The following is a 20130-nucleotide window of genomic DNA, read 5'->3' as shown; positions in this document are numbered from 1 at the left end:
CGGTCCGTGGTGGGTCGACTGAGGTTTGCCCGCAGTCGGGTCGCGTCCGCGACTTCTACCGAGCGGTAGGTCCAGAGACGGTGCACCAATGAAAAACGCGCCCGAAGGCGCGTTCTTCAAGGAAGCAGCAAGAAGGGGAAGGTGCGGGAGCGTGGCCCCCGCGCGCCTTCAACCGCCCTTCTTGGGGCGCTTGCCGGGGTTCTTCTTGCTGCGGGTCGCAGTGCCACGTTCCAGGCTCACCTTCTGGCCGCCACCCATCTTGGGGAAAGCGTAGCCGGCGAGCGGGGTGGGGGCGGGAGTGGCAATGCGGTCTGCCTCGGTGCGGATCTTCTTGGGCATGGTGGCTCAGTGAGTGAAAGTTCGAAGGGCGTAATTAAGCCACATCGTCGAGCAGGCGCACTTTGACGCTCTTGCCCTTGACGCGGCCGGTGGAGAGTTTGTGGGCCGCCTCGCGCGCGATGCGCCGGTCGACCGCCACGTAGGTGGAGAACTCGTTGACGTTGATCTTGCCGACCTGCTCCTTGGCGAAGCCGGCGTCGCCGGTGAGCGCGCCCAGCACGTCGCCGGCGCGGATCTTCTCCTTGCGGCCGCCGACGATCTGCAGCGTGGACATCGGCGGGCGCAGCGGCTCGCCGACGCCGGGCGTCAGCTCGGTCAGCGGGCGCCAGTCGGATTCGCGGCCTTGCAGCTGCTCGATCTTGCCGACGAAACCCATCTCGTCCATGCTGGCCAGGTTGAGCACCAGGCCTTCGGCATCCGCCCGGCCGGTGCGGCCGATACGGTGGATGTGGATCTCGGCGTCGGGCGTCACGTCGACGTTGATCACGGCTTCGAGCTGGGCGATGTCCAGACCGCGGGCCGCCACGTCGGTGGCCACCAGCACGGAGCAGCTGCGGTTGGAGAACTGCACCAGCACCTGGTCGCGCTCGCGCTGTTCCAGCTCGCCGAACAGCGCCATGGCGCTGAAACCCTGCGCCTGCAGCACGGCGACCAGGTCGCGACACTGCTGCTTGGTGTTGCAGAAGGCGAGCGTGCTGGCCGGGCGGAAGTGGTCGAGCAGCATCGACACGGTGTGCAGCCGATCACTGTTCTTCACCTCGTACCAGCGCTGGACGATCTTGCCTTCCTCGTGCTGCGAGGCGACCGTGATCTGCTGCGGCGACTTCATGAACTGCGCCGCCAGCTTGGCGATGCCGTCGGGGTAGGTGGCCGAGAACAGCAGCGTCTGGCGCTCGGGCGGGCACTGCCGCGCGACCGTCACGATGTCCTCGAAGAAGCCCATGTCCAGCATGCGGTCGGCTTCGTCGAGCACCAGCGTGTTGAGCGCGTCGAGGCTCAGGTTGCCACGCTCGAGGTGGTCCATGATGCGGCCGGGCGTGCCGACCACGATGTGGGCACCGTGCTCCAGGCTGGCGGTCTGGCCGCGCAGGGCGACGCCGCCGCAGAGCGTGACGACCTTGACGTTCTCTTCCGCGCGCGCCAGGCGGCGGATTTCGGTGGTCACCTGATCGGCGAGTTCGCGCGTGGGGCACAGCACCATCGCCTGCACGGCGAAGCGGCGCGGGTTCAGGTTGGCCAGCAGGGCCAAGGCGAAGGCGGCGGTCTTGCCGCTGCCCGTCTTGGCCTGGGCGATCAGGTCGCGGCCGAGCAGCGCCACCGGCAGACTGGCCGCCTGGATGGGCGTCATCTGCACGTAGCCGAGCTGCGTGAGGTTGGCGAGCGTCTGCGGCGCGAGCGGCAGCGTGCCGAAACCGGTGGCGGGACCTGTCACTGGCGGGCTTCTGCGGCGATCAACGACGCTGGGCGCCGCTGTTGACCGGCGGCGGGCCGCGGCGTTCCAGGTGGCGGAAGGTGATCCGGCCCTTGGTCAGGTCGTAGGGCGAGAGTTCGAGCGACACCTTGTCGCCCGCCAGGATGCGGATGTGGTGCTTGCGCATCTTGCCGCCGCTGTAGGCGATCAGCTGGTGACCGTTGTCCAGCGTGACACGGTAGCGCGAGTCGGGCAGCACTTCGGTCACTGCGCCGTTCATTTCGATCAGTTCTTCCTTGGCCATGATTACCTCTGAAAAGTTGTCGTGATGATGATGAGAAACCGGGTGCCGCTCAAGCGGCGCAAGTCGCGGGCGTCGGTCGGACGGCGGTGCGTTCGCGCACCCAGTGCAGTCCTTCGTCGACGGCGTAGCGCAGGGCGGCGGCGTGGCTGGCGAAATGCGGGGTGAAGCGCATCACGCGGTCGTGCATGCCGCTGCCGCGGCCCGAGCGGATCGACACGGCGGCTGCGAAGCGGCCGTCGTCCAGGTTCTTGATGAGAGGCGACACGAGGTACTTGCCCACCGTGTGTTGAATGTTGTCCATGAAAGCCTTGGCGCATCGCGACACCGCAACACGCTGAAAATAATTGAAAACGAACGCAGATGCACCGGGAGAGGCGCCCGACAGGGGCGCGCACGGCGCAGACAGCGCGGAATTCGCTTCAACAGGAACGAAGGCAGTGGTGGCAATCATGGGCGCCCGGTCTGGCGCTCCAACACACTGTATGAGCCGGCTTGAGAATGAAGGGCCTGGCACATCCGTAGAGGGTCCAAGTCAGCCGGCGATAAGACGAAAGTGCTTCGTCGTGGTATCGAAACGAACCGCGTATTCTACTCGATCGGGCACAAGTGTTGCTAACTGCTGTGGTTATTTGCCCGACTCACGCGGTTTGGCGAGGTTCAATCCAGGCCCAGCATGCGCCGGTTGGCCGCCTGGTCGACACCGCCGGCGGCGAAATCGTCGAACGCCCGGTCGGCCACCCGGATGATGTGCCGCTCGATGAAGGGCGCGCCTTCGCGGGCGCCGTCTTCCGGGTGCTTGATGCAGCATTCCCATTCCAGCACCGCCCAGCCGGGGAAGTCGTAGGCCGCCATCTTCGAGAAGATCGCGCCGAAGTCGACCTGCCCGTCGCCCAGCGAGCGGAAGCGGCCGGCACGGTTCAGCCACGGCTGGAAGCCGCCGTACACGCCCTGCTTGCCGCTCGGGTTGAACTCGGCGTCCTTCACATGGAAAGCCTTGATGCGCGCGTGGTAGTGGTCGATGTAGGCCAGGTAGTCGAGCTGCTGCAGCAGAAAGTGGCTCGGGTCGTAGAGCAGGCAGGCGCGCGGGTGCTGGCCCACGCGGTCGAGGAACATCTCGTAGCTCACGCCGTCGTGCAGGTCCTCGCCGGGATGGACCTCGTAGGCGATGTCGACGCCGGCGTCGTCGAAGGCATTGAGGATCGGCAGCCAGCGCCGCGCCAGTTCGTCGAAGGCCTCGTCGATCAGGCCCGGCGGGCGCGGCGGCCACGAATAGAGGTACGGCCAGGCCAGCGCGCCAGAGAAGGTGGCGTGCGCGGTGAGCCCCAGGCGCGACGACGCGCGCGCCGCCAGCATCAGCTGTTGCACGGCCCACTGCTGCCGCGCCGCCGGGCTGCCCCGCACTTCAGGCGCCGCGAAGCCGTCGAAGCCGGCGTCGTAGGCCGGGTGCACGGCCACCAGCTGCCCCTGCAGGTGCGTCGACAGCTCGGTGATCTGCAGCCCGTGGCGCGCCAGCGTGCCCCGCACCTCGTCGCAGTAGGTCTCGCTCTCGGCGGCCTTCTGCAGGTCGAACAGGCGCGCGTCCCAGGTCGGGATCTGCACACCCTTGTAGCCGAGCCCCGCGGCCCAGCCGGCGATGGCGTCCAGCGAGTTGAAGGGGGCGGTGTCGCCGGCGAACTGCGCCAAGAAGATGCCCGGGCCCTGGATGGTCTTCATCGCGATGTCCTCATGGGGTGTCTCTGTGAACTCTTGTGGTCGAAAGCATACTTGGCGCATCGTCCGACTCGCCGCGCGAGGGCCATCGCGCCACAATGGTCGCCTGTCTTTCCCTCACCGCTTCGCCCGCGCTCCTAGGATGAAACCCCCACGCTCATCGCTTCGCGTATCGCTGCCCCCCGAGGGGGCGCATCAGTGCCTTCGGGCGGCCGGGCGCCACTGATATGCCACAGACCGTCGCCGGCCGCCTCAAGATCGGCCTTTCCGCCTGCTTCCAGCACGCCGACCCGGCGCGGTCCCTCTTCACCAACAAGACGCTGCAGTACGTCGAGCAGTCCATCGCGCACTGGCTGATGTCGGCCGGCGCCATGGTCGTGATGGTGCCCTGCCCGACCGGCGAGACGGCGCGCGGCGACACCAAGCTGTCGCACTACGCGGAATGGCTCGATGGGGTTGTGATGCACGGCGGCGCCGACGTGTGGCCGGGCAGCTATGGCGAGGTGCCGCTGCGCGACGCATGGGTTGGCGACCGCATCCGCGACCTGTACGACCTGGCGCTGGTCGAAGCCTTCGAACAGGCCGGGAAGCCCATCTTCGGCGTGTGCCGCGGCCTGCAGCTGATCAACGTGGCCTTCGGCGGCACGCTGTTCCAGGACATCGAGACGCAGCACCCGCATGCACTGCGGCATCGCGACCCGGTGAGCTACGACCAGAACTTCCATGACATCGTGATGGTGGAGGGCACGCAGCTCTCGCGCATGTACCCGGGCGTGCAGCACGCGCGGGTCAACAGCATCCACCACCAGGGCATCAAGGACCTGGCACCGGGCTTCGAGGTGGAAGCCTGGAGCTACCCGGACCGGGTGCCCGAGGCGATCCGGCGCGTGAACGGCCGGGCCGGGCGCGGCTACATCGCGGCCACGCAGTGGCACCCCGAGTTCCACAAGGCCGACGGCACCATCAGCACGGTGGACGACACGGCCATCCTCAACGACTTCCTCGGCGCCTGCGCGGCGGCCCGGGTGCAGCCGCACCGGCCACACCACAGCACGCCCGGCAAGATCCGCGACCGCGCGGCGCGCATGCTGCGCCAGGCGCTGCTGCGGCGCTGAACGTGCGAATGAACCTGCTGCGCACCCCGATCCCGCATCTGCGGTCCTCACCGCACGCCAGTGCGGCTCCGGTCCTCGACGCAAGCTCGGGGCGCTCGCGACGGTTCCTTCACACGTTCGACGCTGCGTTTAACGCTTCGTGTCGGTCCGGCTGACGCCGGCGTCGATGGTGCCGAACATCTGGATGCCGGTGCCGCCGACGGGCGTACCGGCCGAATTCGATGCACCACCGTTCGATGCGCAGCCGGCGACGAGGCACGCCGTGAGCGCGAAGAAGACGGCAGAAACGAGTGATTTCAAAAGAGTGCTCCGTTCGGGGTGTTGAAGTCACTATAGGCAGCCACTGCGTTTTGCCCTAAATCGCGTCGAAGCTAAACCCTGCCGCCAATGCAGTCGTTCACTCCGGTTTGGCGCCTGAGGCCGTGACTGCGGCGCCCCAGCGCGTGATCTCGCTCGCCACGAAACGATCAAATTCCGGCCCGGTGGAAGGTGATGGGTCCGATCCTCGGTCGCGAATGAAGCGCGCCAGCGATTCACTTTTAAGCAGGTCCACCACGTCACCGTTGAGTCGCTCGATGATGGCATCGGGCGTACCACGCGGCGCCATCAGGCCGAGCCAGCCGACGGCCTCGAAATCGGCCGTACCGGACACGCCGCTCTCGCGCACGGTCGGCACTTCAGGCAACTGCGAAGAGCGAGTTGCTGACGTCACCGCCAAAGGGATGGCGCGGCCCGACTTGATGTGCGGCAGTGCCGCGGTCACCGAGTCGATCATCAGCGGAACCTGATTGCCCAGAAAGTCGGCTTGCGCCGGCCCGCTGCCACGGTAGGGGATGTGCGTGATGAAGACCCGCGCCGCTGACTTGAACATTTCGCCCGACAGGTGCTGTGTGCCGCCGATGCCGGCGCTCGCGTAGCTGAGCTTGCCGGGCTCGGCGCGTGCGCGCTTCGCGAGGTCGGCCATGGTGCGGATACCGCTTTCCGGCGTAGCGAGAAACACCAGCGGCACCTTGGCGATCAGTGAAATGCCGGTGAGGTCCTTGCGTGGATCAAAGCCTGGTTTCGCATAGAGCGTCTGGTTCACCGCCATGGCGCTGCCGGCCACCACCAGCGTGTAGCCGTCGGGCGCCGAACGCACGACGGCTTCGGTGCCGATGTTGCTGCCGGCGCCCGCGCGATTGTCGACCACCACGGGCTGGCCCAGCCGGCGCGCGAGTTGTTCGGCCAGCGCGCGCGCGAAGATGTCCGTCGCTTGTCCGGGCGGAAAGGGCACGACCATCTTGATCGGCTTGTCGGGCCACGTGGCGGCTCGGCCGGCACCCGCCAGTCCGAGCAGCGCGCCGCCAGTCAGCGCATGAAATTGCCTGCGTTGCATCGTGTGGCTCCTCAAATGTCTGCGGTCAGGTTGCAATGGCTGTCAGGTGCTTGCCGACGATGCCGGCCAGCTCGAACATCGTCACCTGGTCCTTGCCGAAGACGGGCTTGAGCTTGGCGTCGGCATTGATGGCGCGCTTGTTGGTCGCGTCCTGCAGGCCGTTGGCCTTGATGTAGTCCCACAGCTTCTTGATGACCTCGGTGCGCGCTACCGGGTCGGCACCGATCACCGCGGCCAGCGCCTCGCTCGGCTTCAGGCCGGCGCCCGGCTTGCGCGGCGCCTTGGGTGCCGCGGCCTTCTTGGCGGCAGGCGTCTTCGCCGCGGCGGTCTTCTTGGCCGCGACCTTCTTCGCCGGTGCGGCCTTGCCGAAGGTCTTGCGCGGCGGGAATTTGCTGCCGCCCTCGCGCGGCGCGAACTCGAAGGTCACCTTGCCCTCGTCCTTGTTCCACACCAGGAAGGCCTTGAAGGCGCGACGGGTGCGCATCGAGACGAACTTGTCGAGCAGGTCGGTCTTGCCGGTGGCCAGCAGCTTTTCCATCTGCGCGGGCTCCACCGGCTGCGTGAGGATGACCTTGCCGGTCTTGAAGGTGCAGCTCGGCGTCGGTTGTGCGTTCGTCGGCACCGATTTCTCGCAGACGTAGTTGGCGCCGTGCTCGAACACCGGGGCGCCGCAGATCGGGCAGGGGCCCAGCGTGTCCTGCGCGCTGAAGTCGACGATCTCGCCGCTGTCGGCGTCGTCGTCGCCGAAGTCGAACTCCAGCTTCCAGTTCTTGCTCTCCGCTTCGTCGTACTTGAGGATGATCTCGGCCGTGAAGGGCCAGCCCGCCTTGGAGCGGAAGCCTTCGAGCGGACCGATGTGCTTGGTCGCCAGCAGCTGCTCGGCTTCGACCACCTCGAAGGTGCGGCCGGCCGGCGACTTGCCGAAGGAGAAGCCGCAAGGCTCCGCGCCGGGCTTGCCGGTGCAGGTGTAACGCCGGTAGTTCTCCTTCACCACGCCGCCGCAGTTGGGGCAGGGCGTCGCGAGCGTCGCGTAGTCGCCGGGCACCGTGTCGCGGTCGTACTCCTTGGCCTTCTTGACGATGTGCTGCGTCATCTCGGCAATCTCGCGCATGAAGTCGGCGCGGCTGAGCGCGCCCTTCTCCATCTGCGCGAGCTTGTATTCCCACTCGCCGGTGAGCTCGGCCTTGGAGAGTTCCTCCACGCCCAGGCCACGCAGCAGCGTCATCAGCTGGAAGGCCTTGGCCGTCGGGATGAGCTCGCGGCCTTCGCGCAGCATGTACTTCTCGGCGATCAGGCCTTCGATGGTGGCCGCGCGCGTGGCGGGCGTGCCCAGGCCCTTCTCCTGCATGGCCTCGCGCAGTTCGTCGTCGTCGATGGTCTTGCCAGCGCCTTCCATGGCGCCGAGCAGCGTGGCTTCCGAATAGCGGGCCGGCGGTCGGGTCTTCAGGGCCTTCAGGTCGGCCGATTCGGTCTTCACCGTTTCGCCGGGCTTCACCACCACCAGGTTCTTGCCGTCCTTCTCGTCGTCGTCGTTGACGGCTTCCTTGCCCCAGATGGCGAGCCAGCCCGGCTTGACCAGCACCTTGCCGTCGCTGCGAAACGGGTACTTATTGCCGTTCGTCTCGACCGTGCTGATGCGCGTGGTCACCTGGAACTCGGCGCTCGGGAAGAACACCGAGAGGAAGCGGCGCACCACGAAGTCGTACAGCTTCTGCTCGGCGTCGCTCAGGCCGCTGGGCGCCTGCAGCGTCGGGATGATGGCGAAGTGATCCGACACCTTGGCGTTGTCGAAGATGCGCTTGTTCGGCTTGACGTAGTTGCCGTCGACCGCCTGCTTGGCGAAGGGCGCGAGATGCTTCATGCCGCTGTCGGCCAGCATCTTCATGGTGTCCTTGACCACCGGCAGGTAGTCCTCTGGCAGCGCGCGCGAGTCGGTCCGCGGGTAGGTCAGCGCCTTGTGGCGCTCGTACAGGCTCTGGGCCAGCGCCAGCGTGGTCTTGGCGCTGAAGCCGAAGCGGCCGTTGGCCTCGCGCTGCAGCGAGGTCAGGTCGAACAGCATCGGCGAGGCCGAGGTGGTGGGCTTGCTCTCTTCGGTGACGGTGGCGGGCTTGCCGCGCGCGGCATCGGCAACCTCGGCAGCCTCGCGCTCGCTCCAAACACGGTCCGCGCGCATCTCCGGGTCGGCCACGCCGTCGGGGCCGGGCGGCGGCTTCTTGAAGTTGGCGTCGAACCACTTGCCGGGGTACTGGCCGGCCTCGGCCTGGAAGGCGCCGTGGATTTCCCAGTAGTCGCGGCTGACGAACTTGCGGATCTTCTCTTCGCGCTCGACCACCACCGACAGCGTGGGCGTCTGCACCCGGCCCACGGTCGTGAGGAAGAAACCGCCGTCGCGTGAATTGAAGGCCGTCATGGCGCGCGTGCCGTTGATGCCCACCAGCCAGTCGGCTTCGGAGCGCGAGCGCGCGGCGTCGGCCAGGCCTTGCATCTGCGCTTCGGTGCGCAGCGACTCGAAGCCATCGCGGATGGCCTGCGGCGTCATCGACTGCAGCCAAAGGCGCCGGACCGGCTTGTTCAATGGGCTCTTGCCGCCCGCGTACTGCTCGATCAAGCGGAAGATCAGCTCGCCCTCGCGGCCCGCGTCGCAGGCGTTGATGAGCTGGGTCACGTCCTTGCGCTTGGCCTGCTTCACCACCGCGTTCAGGCGCGTCTTGGTCTTGTCGACCGGCTTCAGGTCGAAGTGCGGCGGAATGACGGGCAGGTTGGCGAAGCTCCACTTGCCGCGCTTCACGTCGAATTCTTCCGGCGCCTGGATCTCGACCAGGTGGCCGACGGCGCTCGTCACGACGTACTGCTCGCTCTCGAAGTATTCATCGTGCTTCTCGAACTTGCCCGCCGTGGGCGTGAGGGCGCGGACGATGTCCTGCGCCACCGACGGCTTTTCTGCAATTACCAATGTCTTTGTCATCTGGGCTCTCTCTATACTTCGCTGCTCTCGCGTGTGCGTACACGCGCGCACGCACATGTGTGCCTATTCAAACTATCAGACTTCGGCGATGCCTTCAAAAACCCCTCCGCTTCGTGGCCGCCGCATCCAGACCCGTCGATCGGGCGTCCATGGCAAGGGCGTGTTCGCTGCACAGGACATCGCCGAGGGCGAAACGCTCATCGAGTATCTGGGCGAGGTGATCAGCTGGAAGGAGGCGCTGCGCCGCCATCCGCACGACCCGGCCCAGCCGAACCACACCTTCTACTTCCACATCGACGACAAGCGTGTGATCGACGGCAAGGTCGACGGCAACGCCGCCAAGTGGATCAACCATTCCTGCGACCCGAACTGCGAAGCCGACGAAGTCGATGGCCGCATTTTCATCAAGGCGCTGCGCGACATCCCGGCCGGCCAGGAACTGAACTACGACTACGGCCTGGTCATCGACCTGCCCTACACGCCGGAACTGCTGGCCGACTTCCCCTGCTGGTGCGGCTCGGCCAGCTGCCGCGGCACGCTGCTCGCGCCGAAGGACGAGGACAAGAAGAAGTCGAAGAAGCAAAAGAAGAAGGCCAAGGCCAAGAAGGCGGAAAAGAAGGCCGAGAAGAAAGAAGAGAAGAAGAAAGCCGAAAAGAAGGCAGAGAAGAAAGCGGGCAAGAAGTTGCGCAAGAGCGGGTCGCCCACGCCGGCCATCGAGGCCATGGCCCTGGTGTGATGCACGCCATGGCCGGGCCAGCGTTCGACGACCGGATCGCCGCTGCGGTGGCGCCGCACTGCCCGGGCTTCGCGGTCGAGCGGGTCGAGGAGATCGACTCGACCAACACCGAACTGATGCGCCGTGCGCGCGCGGGGTCCGATGCGCCGGTGCTGCTGGTGGCCGAGCGCCAGACCGCCGGCCGCGGCCGGCTCGGCCGGCCCTGGCAGAGCGCGCAAGACGCCGCGCAACCGGCCTCGCTGACCTTTTCGCTGGGCCTGCCACTCGCGCCCAAGGACTGGTCGGGCCTGTCGCTGGCCGTCGGGGTGAGCGTGGCCGAGAGCCTCGACCCGACCGCATCGGCCGGCGTGCGCCTGAAATGGCCGAATGATCTGTGGGTGAACGACCGAAAGCTGGTCGGCATCCTGATCGAGACGGCCGTGCCGCAGGGCGACGCGTCGCTGCGCTACGTGGTGATCGGCATCGGCGTGAACCTCGGCCCGCGCGAGGCCGATGGCTTGCGCATGCCGCCGGCCTGGGTCCACGAATGGCGCCCGGACGCGACGCCCGGCGAGTTGCTGCATGGCCTGGTGCCGCCGCTGGTCGCCACGGTGCAGACTTTTTCCGAGCGCGGCTTCGCGCCCTTCGCCGAACGCTTCGCCGCGCGCGACGCCCTGCGCGGGCGCGAGGTGCAATTGAGCGACGGCACCTCCGGCCTGTGCGAAGGCGTCGGCTGGGGCGGCGAGCTGCTCGTGCAAACGGCGACGGGCCTGCAAAGCATCACCAGTTCCGACGTCAGCGTGCGGCCGCGCGGCCTGGCTCTGCCATGAACACACGTTGGCGTGTCGTCGCAGTGGTGCTGGTGCTGGCCAACCTGGGCTACTTCGCGTGGAGCCAGGGCGCGCTCTCGGTCTTCGGCCTGCAGCCGGCGCGCTTCAGTGAGAGCGAACCGCACCGTGTCGAGCAGCAGGTGCGGCCCGAGCTGCTACAGATCCGCAAGGCGCCTTGAGCACCCGCCGTTGCCCTCACCCCAACCCTCTCCCAGGGGGAGAGGGAGTCCAACCCGAGCGCCCCGCGGCGTTCAGGCCTCGAGCTCGAAACGCACGGTGACGCGCGTCCCGGGCGGCTGCTCGCCAGGGTGGGCATCTTCGAGGTGCACCGTGGCGCCGTGCTGGCGTGCAATCTCCCGCACGATCGGCAGGCCCAGGCCCGAGCCGTCGGCCTCGTTGCCCAGCACGCGGTAGAAGGGCTCGAAGACGAGTTCCCGGTCGGCCTCGGCGATGCCGGGCCCGTTGTCTTCCACCTGCAGCAGCACGATGCGACCGAAGGGGTCGGCCAGCACCCGTGCCGTGACGATGCCCGAGCGCGCCGGCGCCGACGGCGTGTAGTTGAGCGCGTTGTCGACCAGGTTGCGCACCATCTCCTTGAGCAGCGTGGCATTGGCGCGCAGCACCACGCCGGCCGCGCCCGCCTCGGCCCCGTCGTAGCCCAGGTCGATGCGCTTCTCGATGGCGCGCGGCACCGCCTCGCGCACCACCTCGATCGTCAGCCGCGCCAGGTCGCAGTTCTGCCAGCCGATGACGGCGCCGCTGCTTTCGGCGCGCGCCAGCGAGAGCAGCTGGTTGACCGTGTGCGTGGCGCGCACGCTGGCCAGGCCGATCTGCTTGAGCGACTGCTTCAGTTCCTCGGCGTTCGCGCCTTCGCGCTGGGCCAGGTCCGCCTGCATGCGCAGCCCGGCCAGCGGCGTCTTCAACTGATGCGCCGCGTCCGCCAGAAAGCGCTTCTGGGTCGCGATCGAGTCGCGCAGTTTGTTGAGCAGCTCGTTGACCGACGACACCAGCGGCACCACCTCCAGCGGTACGGCGGATTCGTCGAGCGGGCTCAGGTCGTCGGGCCGGCGCTCGCGGATGCGCGCCTCCACCACCGACAGCGGTTTGATGCCGCGCACCAGCGCGAGCCAGATCAGCAACACCGCCAGCGGCAGGATGGCGAACTGCGGCAGCAGCACGCCCTTGATGATTTCGGTGGCCAGCACCGACTGCTTGGCGCGTGTTTCAGCCACCTGCACCAGCGCCGGCGGACCGTCGTCGGTGCCGGCCACCCACAGCGACGCGATGCGCACCGCCTTGCCGCGCATCGTCGCGTCGTGCAGATAGACCGTGCCCGGCGCGGTGAGCTCGTCGGCCAGCGGGGGCGGCACGTCGCGTTCGCCGCTGAGCAACTGGCCGCGCCCGTCGAGCACCTGGTAGTAGACGACGTCCATGTCGTCGGCGCGCAGGATGTCACGCGCGGGCTGCGGCAGCGCGAACCGGATGCGTCCGTCCTCCATCACCAGCAACCGCGCGAGCGTCTGCACGTTGTTTTCCAGCGCGCGGTCGAAGGGCGCGTTGGCGATCCCCTGTGCCACCAGCCAGGTGACGCCGATGCTCACCGGCACCAGCAGCAGCAGCGGCGTGAGCATCCAGTCGAGGATCTCGCCGAACAGGGAGCGCTGCGCGCGCTGAAAGAGCTTCATCGCGCGGAAAGGGGAATCAGGGTTGGATCTTCTCGAGGCAATAGCCGAGGCCGCGCACGGTGGCGATGCGCACCGGGCCCTTCTCGATCTTCTTGCGCAGGCGGTGGATGTACACCTCGATGGCGTTGATGCTCACCTCTTCGCCCCATTCGCAGAGCCGCTCGACCAGCTGGTCTTTGCTCACCAGCCGGCCGGCGCGCTGCAGCAGCACCTCGAGCAGGCCGAGTTCGCGCGCCGACAGTTCGACCATCTTGCCGTCGATGGTGGCCACGCGGCCGGCCTGGTCGTAGACCAGCGGGCCGTGCTTGATGGCGTTGCTGGTGCCGCCCATGCCGCGACGCGTGAGGGCGCGCACCCGCGCTTCGAGTTCCTGCAGCGAGAAGGGCTTGGCCATGTAGTCGTCGGCGCCGTGGTCCAGGCCCTTGACGCGCTCCTCCACGCTGTCGGCCGCGGTGAGCACCAGCACCGGCAGTTGCGAGCCGCGGGCGCGCAGGCGCTTGAGGATCTCCAGGCCATGCAGGTTGGGCAGGCCGAGGTCGAGGATCAGCAGGTCGAACTCGCTGTTGGTCATCAGCGCCGCGTCGGCCTGCGTGCCGGTGGCCACGCGGTCCACCGCCGCACCCGAGGTGCGCAGGCTGCGCAGCAGGGCGTCGGCCAGCACCTGGTCGTCTTCTGCAATGAGGATTCGCATGAGCCACCTCCGGCTTGTGGTGCGCGTGTCGCGCTTGTTGTTCGTCTCCGCGGCGGATTCTAGGGGCGGCACTCGCCGACTGTGCTTGTTCTGGCGCAGGCCATCGCGTGAACCCGCACGAACGTCCGCCGACGCTCCGCCCTAACCCGCCTAGCCGCGTCAACCCGCATAGGCCTCCAGGCCCAGGGTGACCACGGTGGCGACCTCGTCGCCCACGCTCGCACGGAACTCGCCTTCGGCCTGCGCCACGGCTTGGCGGAAGGCCTCCAGCCAGGCGAGCCCGTCGGGCGTGAAGCGCACGCGCCGCGCCCGGGCGTCCAGCGGGTCGGGCTCGCGCGTGACCAGGCCCCAGGCCTCGCACTGGTCGACCAGCGTGCCCATCGCCTGCTTGGTCATGCCGGCGCGCTCGGCGAGCTCGGTCAGGCGCGAGCCGCCGCGCGACAGATGCCGCGTGATGTGGATGTGCGCCGCGCTGACCTGCGCCCGCGCCGCCAGGTTCGACAGTGCCAGCGGCACGTCGGCGTCGTGCGCCATCAGCGCGAGCACCCGCTCGTCGAAGCGGCGCATGGCATGGCCGAGCAGGCGTCCCAGGTGGGTCTGGCGCCAGGCGTCGGGATCGGTGGGGAACAGGGGCTCTGCCATGGCGCCAAATGGTAAAGCAAACTGACCATAAATCGGGTTTACTTCAAAGTACCGATCGCTACACTACTGTTCAAGCATCCAGGCCTGTGGTTAAAAGCAGCGGGATGATTTCCAACACAACCCGTTGATATTCAAGGAGTTTTCTCATGGACGCACTCGTCAAGGGCAGCAGCATCTCGGTCGCCGGCAGCGAAAAAGCCAAGGCCCTGCAGGCCGCGCTCGCGCAAATCGAAAAGCAGTTCGGCAAGGGCACCATCATGCGGCTGGGCGAGGGCGAGGCGCTGGAAGACGTGCAGGTCGTCTCGACCGGCTCGCTCGGCCTGGACATCGCGCTGGGCGTCGGCGGTCTGCCGCGCGGCCGGGTCATTGAGATCTACGGCCCGGAATCGTCGGGCAAGACCACGCTCACGCTGCAGGTCATCGCCGAAATGCAGAAGCAGGCCGGCACCTGCGCCTTCGTCGACGCCGAACATGCGCTCGACGTGCAGTACGCCCAGAAGCTGGGCGTCAACCTGTCCGACCTGCTGATCAGCCAGCCCGACACGGGTGAGCAGGCCCTGGAAATCGTCGACTCGCTGGTGCGTTCGGGCGCCGTCGACCTGATCGTGGTCGACTCGGTCGCCGCGCTCACGCCCAAGGCCGAAATCGAAGGCGAGATGGGCGACTCGCTGCCCGGCTTGCAGGCCCGCCTCATGAGCCAGGCGCTGCGCAAGCTGACCGCGACCATCAAGAAGACCAACTGCATGGTCATCTTCATCAACCAGATTCGCATGAAGATCGGCGTGATGTTCGGCTCGCCCGAAACCACCACCGGCGGCAATGCACTGAAGTTCTACGCCTCGGTGCGCCTGGACATCCGCCGCATCGGCACCATCAAGAAGGGTGACGAGGCGATCGGCAACGAGACCAAGGTGAAGGTCGTGAAGAACAAGGTGTCGCCGCCCTTCAAGACGGCCGAGTTCGACATCCTGTTCGGCGAAGGCATCAGCCGCGAGGGCGAGATCATCGACATGGGCGTGAACGCCAAGATCCTCGACAAGTCGGGCGCCTGGTACGCCTACAACGGCGAGAAGATCGGCCAGGGCCGCGACAACGCACGCGAATTCCTGCGCGAGAACCCGGCGCTGTCGCGCGAGATCGAGAACAAGGTGCGCGAATCGCTGGGCATCCCGCTGCTGGCCGCCGAAGCCGGCTCGGCGGAAGCCAAGGCCGAGAGCGACGCCAAGGCGAAGGCAGAGGCCAAGGCCGCGAAGGCGGCCGCCAAGGAATAAATGGGATTTGCCGCGCCCTCGCTCAAGGGCCGCGCCCTGCGGCTCTTGAGCCAGCGCGAGCATTCGCGCGCCGAGCTCGAGCGCAAGCTGGCGAAGTATGAAGAAGAGCCCGGCACCCTGGCCGCGGCACTCGACGAACTCGCCGCGAAGGACTTCATCAGCGAGGCGCGGGTGGTGCAGTCGGTGGTGCACCAGCGCGCGCCGCGCATGGGGGCCCTGCGGGTGCGTCAGGAATTGCAGCACAAGGGCATCGCGCCCGAGGCCATCGCGGAGGCGGTGGCGGGCCTGCAAGCGAGTGAAACCTCGCGCGCCTTCGAGGTCTGGCGCCGCCGCTTCGAAGTGCCGCCGCAGGACGCGAAGGAGCGCGCCAGGCAGATGCGCTTCCTGATGGCGCGCGGCTTCTCGGGTGCGGTCGTGGCGAAGGTGCTGCGGATGGACCCCACGGCGCCCGACGCGTTCGTCTGAGCTCGGCCCGCTGCGCCGTTCGTCGCCTTGTAGGACAATGGCGACTCCCGCCCCCGCCCAGCACCGCTGCGGCCGCCCCGCGCCATGCCTCCTCGACCCCGCCACCCATGATCGTCCGGAACCGCCCTTCCGGGCTGAAGATGTTTCTTCTCTGGCGCGGCTCGATCCTGTGGCGCATCGGCCCCGCGTTGCTGGTCAACCTCGTCGTCGCCATCTTCGTGACCCTGGCGCACGGCCACCTGGGGCAGTTCAAGATCCCGATCGGCACCGTTCCCTTCACGCTCATCGGCCTGCCGCTGGCCATCTTCCTGGGCTTTCGCAACAGCGCCGCCTACGACCGCTTCTGGGAGGCGCGCAAGCTCTGGGGCGAGGTGGTGCTGCGCGCCCGCAACCTGGCGCGGCAGTGCCAGAGCCTGATCGACGGCGACGGCCCGGCGCGGCTGGAAGGCCCGGGTTCGGGTGGCCTGGACGACCTGCGTGTGCGCATGACCCTGCGCGCGGCGGCCTTCGCGCACGCCCTGCGGCATCAGCTGCGCGGCACCGATCCGATGGCCGACGTGCAGCGCTTTCTGCGCGAGCCGGAACGCCAGGCGATGCGCGCATTCTCGAACCGGCCGCACTTCCTGATGCTGCGCATGGGCGACGACCTGCAAGAGGCGTTGCGCGACCGCCGCATCGACCCCTGTGTCGCGGTGGCAGTCGACGACACGCTGTCGGCCCTGAGCGGTGCGGCCGCGGCCTGCGAGCGCATCCGCGGCACGCCCATCCCCTTCTCGTACACGCTGCTGCTGCACCGCACCGCCTACCTGTACTGCTACCTGCTGCCCTTCGGGCTGGTCGACTCGATCGGCTTCATGACGCCCTTCGTCACGCTGATCATTACCTATACCTTCTTCGGCCTCGACGCACTGGGCGACGAGATCGAGGAACCCTTCGGCATCGAGCCCAACGACCTGCCGTTGGAAGCGATCTGTCGCACGCTGGACATCGACCTGCTGGAGGCGGTCGGCGCGCCCGCGCCGCCGCCGCTGCGGCCAGTCGACTACCGGCTGCAATGAGCCTTGCGCACGTCCCCTTCCCGCCGTCCCGTCCACGAGAACCCGCCATGTCCTACGAAAGCCGCATCCGCCTGCCCGAACTGTTGAGCCGCGTCACCACCGCGGACGCCGCCGCCGACTGGATCCGCGACGGCATGGTCGTCGGCATGAGCGGCTTCACGCGCGCTGGCGACGCCAAGGCCGTGCCGCTGGCCCTGGCCGAGCGCGCCCGCCGCGAGCCGCTGAAGATCACGCTGATGACGGGTGCCTCGCTCGGCAGCGACATCGACCGCACGCTGGCCGAGGCCGGCGCCATCGCGCGCCGCATGCCCTTCCAGGCCGACCCGACGCTGCGCGCCGCGATCAACCGCGGCGAGGTGATGTTCATCGATCACCACCTGTCGGAGACGGTCGAGCTGCTGCGCACCCGGCAGATCCCGCCCATCGACATCGCCGTGATCGAGGCGGTGGCCATCACCGAGACCGGGGCCATCGTGCCGACCACCTCCATCGGCAACAGCGCGAGCTTCGCGATCCTGGCGGACAAGGTGATCGTCGAGATCAACATGACGCAGTCGGCTGCGCTCGAAGGCCTGCACGACATCTTCATTCCCAAGCACCGTCCGCAGCGCGAGCCGATGCCACTCATGACGCCGTACGACCGCATCGGCACCACCGCGATCGAGATCCCGCCGGAGAAGATCGTCGCCATCGTCATCACCGACAAGGCCGACAGCACGTCGAACGTGCTGCCCGCGGATGCCGAGACGGCGGCCATCGCCGGGCATCTGGTCGAGTTCTTCCAGCGCGAAGTCGCGCAGGGCCGGCTCACCGAGCGGCTGCTGCCGCTGCAGGCGGGCATCGGCACCGTCGCGAATGCCGTGATGTCGGGGCTGGGCGCCGGCCCCTTCCGGCACCTGAGCATGTACTCGGAGGTCTTGCAGGACTCCACCTTCGACCTGTTCGATGCCGGCAAGCTCGACTTCGCGTCGGGCTCGTCGATCACGCTGTCGCCGGCGCGCGCCGCGCAGGTCTTCGGCCACCTGGATGCCTACAAGAGCCGGCTGGTGCTGCGCACGCAGGAGGTCAGCAACCACCCGGAGATCATCCGCCGGCTCGGCATCATCGCGCTCAACACGGCGCTCGAGGCCGACATCTACGGCAACGTCAATTCGACGCACGTGCTGGGCACGCACATGATGAACGGCATCGGCGGCTCGGGCGACTTCGCGCGCAACGCTTACCTGTCGATCTTCGCGACCAAGTCGGTGGCCAAGGGCGGCGCGGTGTCGAGCATCGTGCCGATGGTCTCGCACGTGGACCATATCCCGCAGGACGTGGACATCCTCGTCACCGAAGTCGGCCTGGCCGACCTGCGCGGCCTGGCGCCGCGCGAACGGGCGCACCTCATCATCGCCAACTGCACGGCCCAGCCCTATCGCGACATGCTGCGCGCCTATTACGAGGAAGCCATCGCCACGCGCGGCGGGCAGACGCCGCATGTGCTGGAGAAGGCGCTGTCGTGGCATCTGCGCTACCGCGACACGGGCAGCATGCTCGGTTGACGCCCCGCTTCGGGCGCCCTGACGCGCCCGACTGCGGGCGCGGAAGTTGCATCACGCACGGAAATGACCAAAAGTTTTCTTTGCGCAGGTATATTTGTAATGAAATTTACTTTTATGCCCGCAAAGCGTGCATCCGCCCCGGCATGACCCCGTCTTCTTCCCCTGCCAGCAGCACCACGGTGGCGCAACGCATCGCGCAGGAACTCCCGCGCCTGACGCGTTCGCACCGGCAGGTCGCCGACTATGTGCTCACGCACCCGCTGCAGGTGGCCACGCTGCCAATCGACGAACTGGCGGTGGCGGCGGGCGTGTCGGTGGCGACGGCCAACCGCTTCGCGCGGGCGCTGGGCTACGAGGGCTATGCCAGCTTCCGGGCCGAGCTGGTGCGGGGCTTCGAGCCGCTGATCGCGCCGGTCGAGCAGCTACGCGGCAACCTGGCGCAGCCGTCGACCGTGGCCGAGGTGTTCGCCACGGCGCTGGAAGAAAGCCACCGCAACATCGAGGCGACCCGCCGCACGCTGGACTACGGCGCCTGCGAGCAGGCGGTGCAGCACATCCTCGACGCCCGCACCGTCTACATCGCCGGCTTCGGGGCCAGCGCCTGGCTCGCGGGGCTGCTGCACCACGGCCTGGACGCTTACTGCGCCGACCTGCGCCTCTTGCCTACGCCCAGCGGCGTGACCCACGGCGCCCGCTCGATCGCGCGCGGCAGCTCGCGCGACCTGCTGGTGGCCATCGGTTTCCCGCGTTACCTGACCGACACCGTCACGCTGGCCGGCATCGCGCGGGCGCACGGCGTGCGGGTGCTCGTGCTGACCGACCGGCCCAGTTCCCCCTTGGCGCCACTGGCCGATGTGGCCCTGTATGCGCAGACCGAAACCCGTTACCGTCCCAACTGCGAGACCAGTGCGCTGGCCGTGATCGAGGCGCTGACCAGCGCCGTCGCCTTGCGCACGCCGGGCGCCTTCCAGATGGCCGGCAGCGTGATGGAGTCGGTCATGCCCTGGCTGCATGGCGCGCAAGGCCTGCGCGCGGCCGCGGCGGCCCACAAGAAAGAGACACCATGAACACCACCCCCGTGATCGCCATCCATGGCGGCGCCGGCACCATTGCCGCCGTGGCGGCCGACGCCGCCAGCGCCCAGCCCTACCGTGAGGCGCTGCATGCCATCGTCGCGGCCGCCCAGGCCGCATTGCTGCGCGGCGCCCCGGCGCTCGACGCCGTCTGCCTGGCCGTCGAGATGCTGGAAGACTGCCCGCTGTTCAACGCCGGCCACGGCGCGGTCTTCACGCATGACGAAACGCACGAGCTCGATGCCGCGGTGATGAACGGCGCCGACCTGCGTGCCGGCGCCATCGCGGGCGTGAGCCACATCCGCCGCCCGGTGCGCGCCGCCCGCGCGGTGATGGAAGACGGCGCGCATGTGCTGCTCGCCGGCACGGGCGCCGAAGCCTTCGCGCGCGAGCACGGGCTGGAGATGGTCGACCCGAGCTACTTCTCGACCGAGGCACGGCGCCAGCAGCTGCACCACGCCCGGGCGGGCGATCGCGTCTCGCTCGACCATGACGGCGCGCCGCTGGCCGAGGGCACCAAGTTCGGCACCGTCGGCGCTGTCGCGCTCGATGTGCACGGCCACCTGGCCGCCGCCACGTCCACCGGCGGCATGACCAACAAGCGCGTCGGCCGCATCGGCGATTCGCCGCTCATCGGCGCCGGCACCTATGCCGACGACGCCACGGCGGCGGTGTCATGCACCGGCAGCGGCGAGATGTTCATGCGCGTGGTCGCGGCCTACGATGTCTGCGCGCGCATGCGCTACAGCGGCCAGACCTTGCAGCAGGCCACCGACGCGGTCGTCATGCAGTCGCTGCCGCCGCTCGGCGGACGCGGTGGCCTGATCGCCGTCGACCGTTTGGGCAACGTCTGCCTCCCCTTCAACACCGAGGGCATGTACCGCGCGCATGCCCGCGGCGCCGAAGCGCCCCACACTGCCATCCACCGTTGAATCGG

At 68.1% G+C, this 20130-nt stretch carries 21 protein-coding genes; 10 read left to right on the top strand and 11 right to left on the bottom strand.

Annotated elements, in window-relative coordinates:
* Positions 1-168: 168 nt before the first annotated feature.
* From ACSFA0_RS02255 to ACSFA0_RS02235, 5 genes are all read right to left on the bottom strand, one after another.
* A complete protein-coding gene (locus ACSFA0_RS02255; RefSeq protein WP_435448612.1) occupies positions 169-339 on the bottom strand; it encodes a hypothetical protein in 171 nt (56 codons plus the stop codon).
* A 34-nt stretch (positions 340-373) separates the two neighbouring features.
* Positions 374-1771: an ATP-dependent RNA helicase DbpA gene (gene dbpA / locus ACSFA0_RS02250; RefSeq protein ID WP_435448611.1), complete on the bottom strand. Its 1398-nt coding sequence runs from the start codon at positions 1769-1771 to the stop codon at positions 374-376.
* A gap of 19 nt (positions 1772-1790) precedes the next feature.
* A complete protein-coding gene (gene infA, locus ACSFA0_RS02245) occupies positions 1791-2054 on the bottom strand; it encodes a translation initiation factor IF-1 (protein ID WP_068631262.1) in 264 nt (87 codons plus the stop codon).
* A 49-nt stretch (positions 2055-2103) separates the two neighbouring features.
* Positions 2104-2355, bottom strand: a complete 252-nt coding sequence (locus ACSFA0_RS02240) for a hypothetical protein (protein WP_435448610.1) — start codon at positions 2353-2355, stop codon at positions 2104-2106.
* Between the two features lie 356 nt (positions 2356-2711).
* On the bottom strand, positions 2712-3767 hold the full coding sequence (locus ACSFA0_RS02235; protein WP_435448609.1) for a sugar phosphate isomerase/epimerase family protein: 1056 nt from the start codon (positions 3765-3767) through the stop codon (positions 2712-2714).
* Between the two features lie 224 nt (positions 3768-3991).
* On the opposite strand from ACSFA0_RS02235, the gene ACSFA0_RS02230 reads away from it, so the two are divergent.
* Entirely contained in the window at positions 3992-4879 is an 888-nt protein-coding gene (locus tag ACSFA0_RS02230) for a gamma-glutamyl-gamma-aminobutyrate hydrolase family protein (protein ID WP_435448608.1), read from the top strand.
* A 129-nt stretch (positions 4880-5008) separates the two neighbouring features.
* Here the strand turns inward: ACSFA0_RS02230 and ACSFA0_RS02225 are convergent, their stop codons facing one another.
* The 3 genes from ACSFA0_RS02225 to ACSFA0_RS02215 form a co-directional block, all read right to left on the bottom strand.
* Positions 5009-5179 carry a hypothetical protein gene (locus ACSFA0_RS02225; protein ID WP_435448607.1) on the bottom strand — a complete coding sequence of 57 codons (171 nt, stop codon included), beginning with the start codon at positions 5177-5179 and terminating at the stop codon, positions 5009-5011.
* Positions 5180-5276: 97 nt separating this feature from the next.
* Positions 5277-6254: a tripartite tricarboxylate transporter substrate binding protein gene (locus tag ACSFA0_RS02220; RefSeq protein WP_435448606.1), complete on the bottom strand. Its 978-nt coding sequence runs from the start codon at positions 6252-6254 to the stop codon at positions 5277-5279.
* 25 nt (positions 6255-6279) lie between these two features.
* Positions 6280-9219 (bottom strand): DNA topoisomerase III, encoded by a 2940-nt coding sequence (locus tag ACSFA0_RS02215; RefSeq protein ID WP_435448605.1) that lies wholly within the window; start codon positions 9217-9219, stop codon positions 6280-6282.
* 88 nt (positions 9220-9307) lie between these two features.
* Here ACSFA0_RS02215 and ACSFA0_RS02210 point away from each other — a divergent pair, with 88 nt between their 5' ends.
* The 3 genes from ACSFA0_RS02210 to ACSFA0_RS02200 are packed head-to-tail and all read left to right on the top strand — an operon-like array spanning position 9308 to position 10943.
* Positions 9308-9955 carry an SET domain-containing protein gene (locus tag ACSFA0_RS02210; RefSeq protein WP_435448604.1) on the top strand — a complete coding sequence of 216 codons (648 nt, stop codon included), beginning with the start codon at positions 9308-9310 and terminating at the stop codon, positions 9953-9955.
* 8 nt (positions 9956-9963) lie between these two features.
* Positions 9964-10764 carry a biotin--[acetyl-CoA-carboxylase] ligase gene (locus ACSFA0_RS02205; protein WP_435448603.1) on the top strand — a complete coding sequence of 267 codons (801 nt, stop codon included), beginning with the start codon at positions 9964-9966 and terminating at the stop codon, positions 10762-10764.
* Positions 10761-10943 (top strand): sporulation protein, encoded by a 183-nt coding sequence (locus ACSFA0_RS02200; RefSeq protein ID WP_435448602.1) that lies wholly within the window; start codon positions 10761-10763, stop codon positions 10941-10943. Before ACSFA0_RS02205 ends, ACSFA0_RS02200 begins: the two co-directional genes overlap by 4 nt.
* Before the next feature lie 72 nt (positions 10944-11015).
* On the opposite strand, the gene ACSFA0_RS02195 is transcribed toward ACSFA0_RS02200, so the two are convergent.
* The 3 genes from ACSFA0_RS02195 to ACSFA0_RS02185 form a co-directional block, all read right to left on the bottom strand.
* Positions 11016-12449, bottom strand: coding sequence for a sensor histidine kinase (locus ACSFA0_RS02195; RefSeq protein ID WP_435448601.1), 1434 nt, complete (start codon positions 12447-12449; stop codon positions 11016-11018).
* Between the two features lie 16 nt (positions 12450-12465).
* Positions 12466-13140: a response regulator gene (locus ACSFA0_RS02190; protein ID WP_435448600.1), complete on the bottom strand. Its 675-nt coding sequence runs from the start codon at positions 13138-13140 to the stop codon at positions 12466-12468.
* A 159-nt stretch (positions 13141-13299) separates the two neighbouring features.
* Positions 13300-13782: a MarR family winged helix-turn-helix transcriptional regulator gene (locus tag ACSFA0_RS02185; protein WP_435448599.1), complete on the bottom strand. Its 483-nt coding sequence runs from the start codon at positions 13780-13782 to the stop codon at positions 13300-13302.
* Positions 13783-13928: 146 nt separating this feature from the next.
* Here ACSFA0_RS02185 and recA point away from each other — a divergent pair, with 146 nt between their 5' ends.
* The 6 genes from recA to ACSFA0_RS02155 all read left to right on the top strand — a co-directional run bounded on the left by recA (position 13929) and on the right by ACSFA0_RS02155 (position 20125).
* Positions 13929-15053 carry a recombinase RecA gene (gene recA, locus ACSFA0_RS02180; protein ID WP_435448598.1) on the top strand — a complete coding sequence of 375 codons (1125 nt, stop codon included), beginning with the start codon at positions 13929-13931 and terminating at the stop codon, positions 15051-15053.
* On the top strand, positions 15054-15518 hold the full coding sequence (gene recX / locus ACSFA0_RS02175; RefSeq protein ID WP_435448597.1) for a recombination regulator RecX: 465 nt from the start codon (positions 15054-15056) through the stop codon (positions 15516-15518).
* Positions 15519-15625: 107 nt separating this feature from the next.
* Positions 15626-16576, top strand: a complete 951-nt coding sequence (locus ACSFA0_RS02170) for a bestrophin family protein (protein WP_435448596.1) — start codon at positions 15626-15628, stop codon at positions 16574-16576.
* A gap of 47 nt (positions 16577-16623) precedes the next feature.
* Positions 16624-18120 (top strand): acetyl-CoA hydrolase/transferase family protein, encoded by a 1497-nt coding sequence (locus tag ACSFA0_RS02165; RefSeq protein WP_435448595.1) that lies wholly within the window; start codon positions 16624-16626, stop codon positions 18118-18120.
* Positions 18121-18263: 143 nt separating this feature from the next.
* Complete coding sequence (locus ACSFA0_RS02160; RefSeq protein ID WP_435448594.1) at positions 18264-19187, top strand: MurR/RpiR family transcriptional regulator; 924 nt, start codon at positions 18264-18266, stop codon at positions 19185-19187.
* Positions 19184-20125: an isoaspartyl peptidase/L-asparaginase family protein gene (locus tag ACSFA0_RS02155; RefSeq protein WP_435448593.1), complete on the top strand. Its 942-nt coding sequence runs from the start codon at positions 19184-19186 to the stop codon at positions 20123-20125. The genes ACSFA0_RS02160 and ACSFA0_RS02155 overlap by 4 nt, the downstream gene beginning before the upstream one ends.
* Positions 20126-20130: the final 5 nt, after the last annotated feature.

Source organism: Variovorax restrictus (assembly GCF_051216715.1).
GTDB lineage: Bacteria > Pseudomonadota > Gammaproteobacteria > Burkholderiales > Burkholderiaceae_C > Variovorax.
Note: the sequence above shows the minus strand (reverse complement) of the source record. Positions and strands in the feature narration are given on the sequence as shown.

Excerpts from the sequence above, each read along its gene's own strand:
- ACSFA0_RS02255 (WP_435448612.1), bottom strand. The coding sequence starts at position 339 with ATGCCCAAGAAGATCCGCACCGAGGCAGACCGCATTGCCACTCCCGCC.
- infA (WP_068631262.1), bottom strand. The coding sequence starts at position 2,054 with ATGGCCAAGGAAGAACTGATCGAAATGAACGGCGCAGTGACCGAAGTG.
- ACSFA0_RS02240 (WP_435448610.1), bottom strand. The coding sequence starts at position 2,355 with ATGGACAACATTCAACACACGGTGGGCAAGTACCTCGTGTCGCCTCTC.
- ACSFA0_RS02235 (WP_435448609.1), bottom strand. The coding sequence starts at position 3,767 with ATGAAGACCATCCAGGGCCCGGGCATCTTCTTGGCGCAGTTCGCCGGC.
- ACSFA0_RS02230 (WP_435448608.1), top strand. The coding sequence starts at position 3,992 with ATGCCACAGACCGTCGCCGGCCGCCTCAAGATCGGCCTTTCCGCCTGC.
- ACSFA0_RS02220 (WP_435448606.1), bottom strand. The coding sequence starts at position 6,254 with ATGCAACGCAGGCAATTTCATGCGCTGACTGGCGGCGCGCTGCTCGGA.
- ACSFA0_RS02215 (WP_435448605.1), bottom strand. The coding sequence starts at position 9,219 with ATGACAAAGACATTGGTAATTGCAGAAAAGCCGTCGGTGGCGCAGGAC.
- ACSFA0_RS02210 (WP_435448604.1), top strand. The coding sequence starts at position 9,308 with ATGCCTTCAAAAACCCCTCCGCTTCGTGGCCGCCGCATCCAGACCCGT.
- ACSFA0_RS02205 (WP_435448603.1), top strand. The coding sequence starts at position 9,964 with ATGGCCGGGCCAGCGTTCGACGACCGGATCGCCGCTGCGGTGGCGCCG.
- ACSFA0_RS02200 (WP_435448602.1), top strand. The coding sequence starts at position 10,761 with ATGAACACACGTTGGCGTGTCGTCGCAGTGGTGCTGGTGCTGGCCAAC.
- ACSFA0_RS02195 (WP_435448601.1), bottom strand. The coding sequence starts at position 12,449 with ATGAAGCTCTTTCAGCGCGCGCAGCGCTCCCTGTTCGGCGAGATCCTC.
- ACSFA0_RS02190 (WP_435448600.1), bottom strand. The coding sequence starts at position 13,140 with ATGCGAATCCTCATTGCAGAAGACGACCAGGTGCTGGCCGACGCCCTG.
- ACSFA0_RS02185 (WP_435448599.1), bottom strand. The coding sequence starts at position 13,782 with ATGGCAGAGCCCCTGTTCCCCACCGATCCCGACGCCTGGCGCCAGACC.
- recA (WP_435448598.1), top strand. The coding sequence starts at position 13,929 with ATGGACGCACTCGTCAAGGGCAGCAGCATCTCGGTCGCCGGCAGCGAA.
- recX (WP_435448597.1), top strand. The coding sequence starts at position 15,054 with ATGGGATTTGCCGCGCCCTCGCTCAAGGGCCGCGCCCTGCGGCTCTTG.
- ACSFA0_RS02170 (WP_435448596.1), top strand. The coding sequence starts at position 15,626 with ATGATCGTCCGGAACCGCCCTTCCGGGCTGAAGATGTTTCTTCTCTGG.
- ACSFA0_RS02165 (WP_435448595.1), top strand. The coding sequence starts at position 16,624 with ATGTCCTACGAAAGCCGCATCCGCCTGCCCGAACTGTTGAGCCGCGTC.
- ACSFA0_RS02160 (WP_435448594.1), top strand. The coding sequence starts at position 18,264 with ATGACCCCGTCTTCTTCCCCTGCCAGCAGCACCACGGTGGCGCAACGC.
- ACSFA0_RS02155 (WP_435448593.1), top strand. The coding sequence starts at position 19,184 with ATGAACACCACCCCCGTGATCGCCATCCATGGCGGCGCCGGCACCATT.